Raw genomic sequence first — 6,102 nt, 5'->3', positions numbered from 1 at the left:
AACCCTAAGAATACTCACAAGACTTCAATGCCTCGTGGTGGTAACAATCTTTAATTAATTTTCAATTATGTCTTACGATGCTATCAAATTCCTTGGGGAACTTAAAAATAAGCTCCCCGCTTGGGCAAAAGTTGTTGTTATTTGTATAATAACTCTTGCGTCCTGTGTCTTTTTCTTTACTTCTTGTGGAACTACTACTCGTATTAAAGCTGCTACTACTGACGGCTCTTCCATTTCTATCCAGGTTGAAAATAAGAGTGACACTGATTCAGAAACCAATGTTAATCCCGATATTCCTATAACTATAGAAAAGACGGGTTTGCGTTCTTATAATATTTATTACCGACATAATTAACTTTTTTGTGGTATGATACAGAAATGTAAGTACAATCCTAAATACGGACTCAAAGCCGTTGCTAAAGGTAAAGCAGTTAATCTCGAAGAGGCTATTTCCGATTTTACCGTTACTGGTGGTCAGATTGTGATTACAAATGGTATGGAAACAATTGACTCCGTTGGCTCTCGTATTCGTGATAGCTTTGATGCTCTTGAGAATTTCTCAGCTGCTGCTGCTATGTCAGCTCCCGATAACAATGGTATTGACAATAAATAAAGGTGTGGAAAACCCCATGGGTGCGTGCGCATAGTGCGCACCCAATCCGCACTTACTTGATAATATAAGCGGATTTTCCACAATCCTATTAATCAATCACTTAAATATAAATATAATCATATATGTGGCCCGAGGATATAGATAATGATTACTCTTATATGAATCTTAGAAAGCAATATGAGGAATCAGCTAAAGCAGATCAAAATAATCTTGCAGCCAACTTAACTAAAGCCGGTATAGGTGCAATACTTAAAATGATAATGTAATATGGCTCGTAATAGATGGATTAAGATTCGTACTAATGACGGCAAAGGCGTTAGGTACGTTCGTGCAGACCGTTATGAATCTTGGAAACAAGAACATCTTAATGACACTTATGGCTCTGCTGCTCGTAATCACTTTATTGGAGGCGAGGACGACAAAGGCTCTTTAAAGTGGAATTTTGATGAATCTGATGCTTTATATAACGGAGGCTCTGGAGGTAAGGCTAACGGATTTCTTGACTTCTTCTCTAATCTCTTTACTAAATGGTCTGGTACCGGTATGACAGACGCCGAAAAAGACGCTGCCGACTATAATACCCAAGTTGGTCGCGAAAATATGGAACTCGAGAAGCAAATGCAACTTGAAATTTTCAATCAAACTCAAAGTTATGAAGCCCAAGTTCGTAATATGCAGGCTGCTGGACTTAACCCCGCCCTTATGTTCAATGGAGGTGCTTCTCAATCTTCTGTGTCCGGTCCTTCTGCGCAAGCTGGTACTGCGACCGCTTCTCCTTCTGGCGAGTTTCCTAATATTTTAGGTCTCGTAAAAACGATAATGGGAGCGTCTCAACTTAAGTCAGAGAATAAGCTGCGTGAGTCTCAGTCAGAAAAGAACATCGCTGACGCTAATGCTGCTAATGCTTCCGCAGGTAAGTCTAAAACTGAAACGGAGTTGCTTGAGATCGATAAACGTTGGGCTGAAGTTCGTAACCGGATATATACAAATGAAGGACTTTCACGAATAAAAAAGAATCTTTCTGATATTACCGTTAATAATGGTCGTATCCGTCTTATGGATAGCGAGGTTAGTCTTAATTTCAAAGATATCAAATTAAAAGACAGTCAAATACTCGTCAACGAAGCCGACGCTGTTCTTAAAGGTCTTGACGCCGCGAAAGCGCGAAAACTCTTGCCCTACGCTGTTGAATATTATCGCGCCGATATAATGCTTAAAAATGCTCAGACGGAACAAGCTAAGAGTTCAGCCATTTCGCTTCACGCTAATGCCCTTGTAAGCATGGCTGAAGCTATGATAAAAGAGGGCTTAGTCTCGGGTGGTTATGTTCGTAAATTTTTGAATAACCTTGATGCCGACACTTTGGAAAAGAGTGGTTTAGCTAACCTTCATACTGCTCAAACAGGTCTTACTGAACAACAGACAGCAACTTCTGCTGCCACTGAGCGAGCCCAGAATGCGCAAGCTGATTATACCGAGACTTCCCAAAATTTCATTGTCGCTGACAAGCTAATAGGCTATTGGACAAACTTTATAACGCTTTCTGCTGATGTTATTGGTGCTGCACTCCCTCTTTTGTAATTTTAACTATTTTTCAAACGCCGTGCGTGCGTACGCGTCAACGCGTGCGCGCGCGCGACATGTCGCGAGGAGAGCCCCTCCAGGCAGCTCCCCGCAGCGGGTACGTGTTGCGTGCGTCCGTAGGATTGCCGTGTACGTTCGCACGTTGTTTAATGTATTTTTTCTTATACAACACGAAAAAACAATACGGATAACAACAACATTTCATTGCGTAGTCACTTACTTTGTCCTGTAATCAATTTTTAAATAAACATATGAGACTCATCCACCACCACTTTGATCTTATTGGACCAAGCGTTCACAGTCAAGTTTGCAAGCCTTCCTTTGCTGTACGTTACATCAATGATAGGCTTAATGATTTTGCTTTTTATAAGGAAGTTGTTACTACTCCTGTTAAAAACACTAAAGAAATACGTTCCCTTATAAAATTATCGACTCATACCTACATAATTCTTCGAGGCGCTCCCGAGGAAGTTATGCCTGTACTCTCGTGGCTTAATGGTGCTAAAGAGGCCTACCTCGAATTCATAAGCAGCCAGGAATCAGAATGAGAGAGGCCTGTATTTTCTTTTACCACTCTGCCATTGATGAACAGAGCGGTAAGCCTCCATTGCGCACTGTTTTTAAGTATTATCAAAACTTAAATGATTTGCTATATTTTTGTGAAGGCTATGCCCAAGGTTCTCGATTATATTACTACTCAATAACTTTTTGAAATATGGAATACGGAGAAATTACTTTCATATTAAAACTAACAGCCGAAGACAGTACTACTGACAATCGGGTAGTACTTTTCTCTCATAAAGTTGAATCTCTATATAGAGGATCTCTCATTGAAGACTACAACGAGGATCTCCAGGAATCGTTCGATATCATGTTTAAACGCTACGAGGTCGTAAGAAAACACATCGACGACAGGATTACCCTTTTAGCATCTGTCAGCATGGTTTCCCCATTCCTCGTTAGGCCTATTACGAAATATCTTCGAAAATCAACAGCCAGGGAGTTTCTTTTCGAGCAAGATTTCTTATAATTAATAACTTATGCCAGTTTGTCCTTTTCGTCAATCTCGTCAAATCACCTGTTCCGATGGGTCCAAGCGTAACATACTTTACCCTTGCGGATGTTGTCCTGTGTGTAGCAAAAACATTCAGGCTCAAATATTCCCCCGCATACGCGAGTCAATGCTGGGACATCGTCATACTATATTTTTTACTCTCACTTGTACTGATGATCATATAAAATACGCTTTTGACAAAGATACCGGGGAAGTGCTTAAATATAATGATGACATGAAGCCTTATCTGCAACTTTTGCTTAAGAGGATTGACACTAGGCTAAGGCGTAAGTACCCCGAAACATTTACTAAAAAACATAAAGGTTATGAATACTATTTTTGCCTCGAGTATGGCCCTACTACTCAACGTCCACACTTACACGGTGTTATTAATCACAACTATTGTGACGATGATTTTACAGATGTTTTTCTCGATTGGAAAAGAAAAATCGGTTACACTGTTGTTAAGTCTATCAAACGCACAGACACCTCCACCTTTAGTAAAGTCGCGCATTACGTTTCTAAATATAGCAGCAAGGGTGTGCTCGATTCTCTATTCCGTCATTTCCGTAATAAAACCATTCCTGCTCCTTGGCGTATTTACTCTTCCGGCTTTGGTAAATCTTATTTATCCCATAAGCAACTTTCTTGGCATCGAGCTGAGGACATCAGACGTAGAGACTTTAAGAACCCATACTCTTACATCACTACCCGCGCGGATACTATATATAAGCGCATGTGTTATCACACTGATGGTTATAGTTTTAGCATGCCGCTCTATTATAAAGATAAGATTATTGCGGCACCCATCCGTAAAATTCAAAGACCTAACATTGATGGAAAAATGGAAACTCGTTATGTCAAGCTGCGAGCTAATACCCTATCACTTCTATTTGAATTGGGTTTGGCACGTCACCGCATTCAAGTACATTTGCAACAATTACGAGCGATGGCAAACAACCTCAAAACTTCAGACTTTGATGAAGTCTACCATAATTTTGTTACACAAGAAGAGTCGCTTATTCAAGAATCTTATAAAGTAATTTGCACGCAAATGAATAATTATTATTTTTGCAAGAAATATAAGCAAAAACGTTATTCTTATACATCTAATTATGAGTAGATACAACAAACTTTTTAACCATGTACCCATAGACGTTCCAAACCGCTCTGGGTTCGACATGTCGCACGATTGCCACGGAACTCTCACTTGTGGTACCCTTGTCCCCGTCCTTGTAGACGAACTTCTCCCGCAGGACACTATTTCTTTAGGGCACCTCACTAACATGGAGTTTCCCCCATTCGCAACTAACTTTCGTGGTCGCGTTGATGTCCATCTTGAAGCCTTTTTTGTTCCTAATCGCATTCTCTATGGCGGTTGGGAATCTCTCATCACGCATCCTACACTTTATCCTATCTATCCAGAGGGGACTGACGCTCAGACTAAGAGCAAATATTTGCCCGGTATTACTGTTAGCCCTCTCGGTGATACCGGCCCCTCTGCTATTCCTCCTGCCGAACTTATTAACCGCTGGTTTGGTCCTGGTTCTCTCGCTGATTGGTTGGGATATAAATGTTATAAAGTAGCTAAAGATCCAGTTTCCCCTGTAGGTATTTCTATACCGAACGCTCTTCCTTGGCTCGCGTACCATAAAATTTACAATGACCATTACCGATATAGTAAGATTATGCCAGAGCTATTTTACAGACCTGGCACTACTGCTCCTATACGTACGTCTCCAGTTCCTTCAGTGGGCAGAATTTTTACATCCCCTTCTGTAGTGCCATATAGTTCTGATAATGGTATTGGGAAAGTTTGGATTCGCGCCTCTAAATATCCCGATGATGATCCATATTCCGTTTTCCCTGACGGTCATAGCATTCTCGACTTACGTCAGCGTACTTGGTTCCGAGATTACTATACAACTGCGTCTCCTGAACCTCAGGCAGGACAAGCTGCTTCTGTTTCCTTTGATATTGTTAATAACAAAGGGTCTTTTACAATCGCTGAACTTCGGTCTCAAAATTCTCTCCAGATGTGGCTCGAACGTCAGAATATTTGTGGATATGACTATGCTTCCCAAATAAAAGGAAATTTTGGTAAATATCCTTCATCTACGGCCTTTAATAAAGCACTTTATCTTGGCCGTTCTGTATTCAATATGTATTGTAAAGGTGTTTCTCAAACTTCCGGAGGTCAAGGTGCTGTCACAAACTCAAATCCATTTACATCTGTTGGTACTCGGTATGGTCAAGGCATGTCTCTTGAATCATCATCTTTGGTAGACTCTTTTACTGCGGATGAACATGGACTTCTTATGGTGATGATGTCTATCGTTCCTCATGCCTCTTACGGTTCTGGTAAAGATAGATATTTGTTCCGTTCCACTATGTCCGATTTCGCTTTTCCTCTACTTCAAGGTGTTGGCGAGCAGGCTATACTTAGTAGAGAACTTCTGGGCCTTATTGGTCAAGACGCTTCTGAAACTGATGAGTTTGGGTACTGTGACTTGTATTCTGAATATAAGTTTAAGAATGACAGAATTCACGGCTTACTTCGTGATGGGTCTCCCCTTGATAGTTTCGCTTTGCAGCGTGGTTTCAATAACCTTGACATTAGTATTTCTACTGACTTTCTCCTTATACCAAAGGGGTATTTGGACCAGGTTAAAGCAGTTTCAACTGAGGTATCTGGCGTTGACTCTTGGTTCTCAACAAGCTGGATGTATAAGAAAGTGTCTACCCTTGCTCCTTACAGTGTTCCTACTCTTGAGAACCCTAAGAATACTCACAAGACTTCAATGCCTCGTGGTGGTAACAATCTTTAATTAATTTTCAATTATGTCTTACG

Annotated in this window: 4 protein-coding genes; all 4 read left to right on the top strand. The window is 40.7% G+C overall.

Going from position 1 to position 6,102, the window contains the following annotated elements; all coding sequences use genetic code 11:
- The first annotated feature begins 367 nt into the window (after positions 1 to 367).
- Positions 368 to 613, top strand: coding sequence for a hypothetical protein (locus EZV61_RS19220; protein WP_131417641.1), 246 nt, complete (start codon positions 368 to 370; stop codon positions 611 to 613).
- A 267-nt stretch (positions 614 to 880) separates the two neighbouring features.
- Positions 881 to 2,194 (top strand): hypothetical protein, encoded by a 1,314-nt coding sequence (locus EZV61_RS19215; protein WP_131417639.1) that lies wholly within the window; start codon positions 881 to 883, stop codon positions 2,192 to 2,194.
- Between the two features lie 1,184 nt (positions 2,195 to 3,378).
- The gene (locus EZV61_RS19210) at positions 3,379 to 4,374 is read left to right on the top strand and encodes a rolling circle replication-associated protein (RefSeq protein WP_131417638.1); all 996 of its coding nucleotides are present in this window, start codon (positions 3,379 to 3,381) and stop codon (positions 4,372 to 4,374) included.
- Positions 4,367 to 6,079: a major capsid protein gene (locus EZV61_RS19205; RefSeq protein WP_131417637.1), complete on the top strand. Its 1,713-nt coding sequence runs from the start codon at positions 4,367 to 4,369 to the stop codon at positions 6,077 to 6,079. The genes EZV61_RS19210 and EZV61_RS19205 overlap by 8 nt, the downstream gene beginning before the upstream one ends.
- Positions 6,080 to 6,102: the final 23 nt, after the last annotated feature.

This window comes from Corallincola luteus (assembly GCF_004336975.1).
Classification (GTDB): Bacteria; Pseudomonadota; Gammaproteobacteria; order Enterobacterales; family Neiellaceae; genus Corallincola; species Corallincola holothuriorum.
The sequence above is the reverse complement of the archived record's forward strand: the minus strand, read 5'-3'. Positions and strand labels throughout refer to the sequence as shown.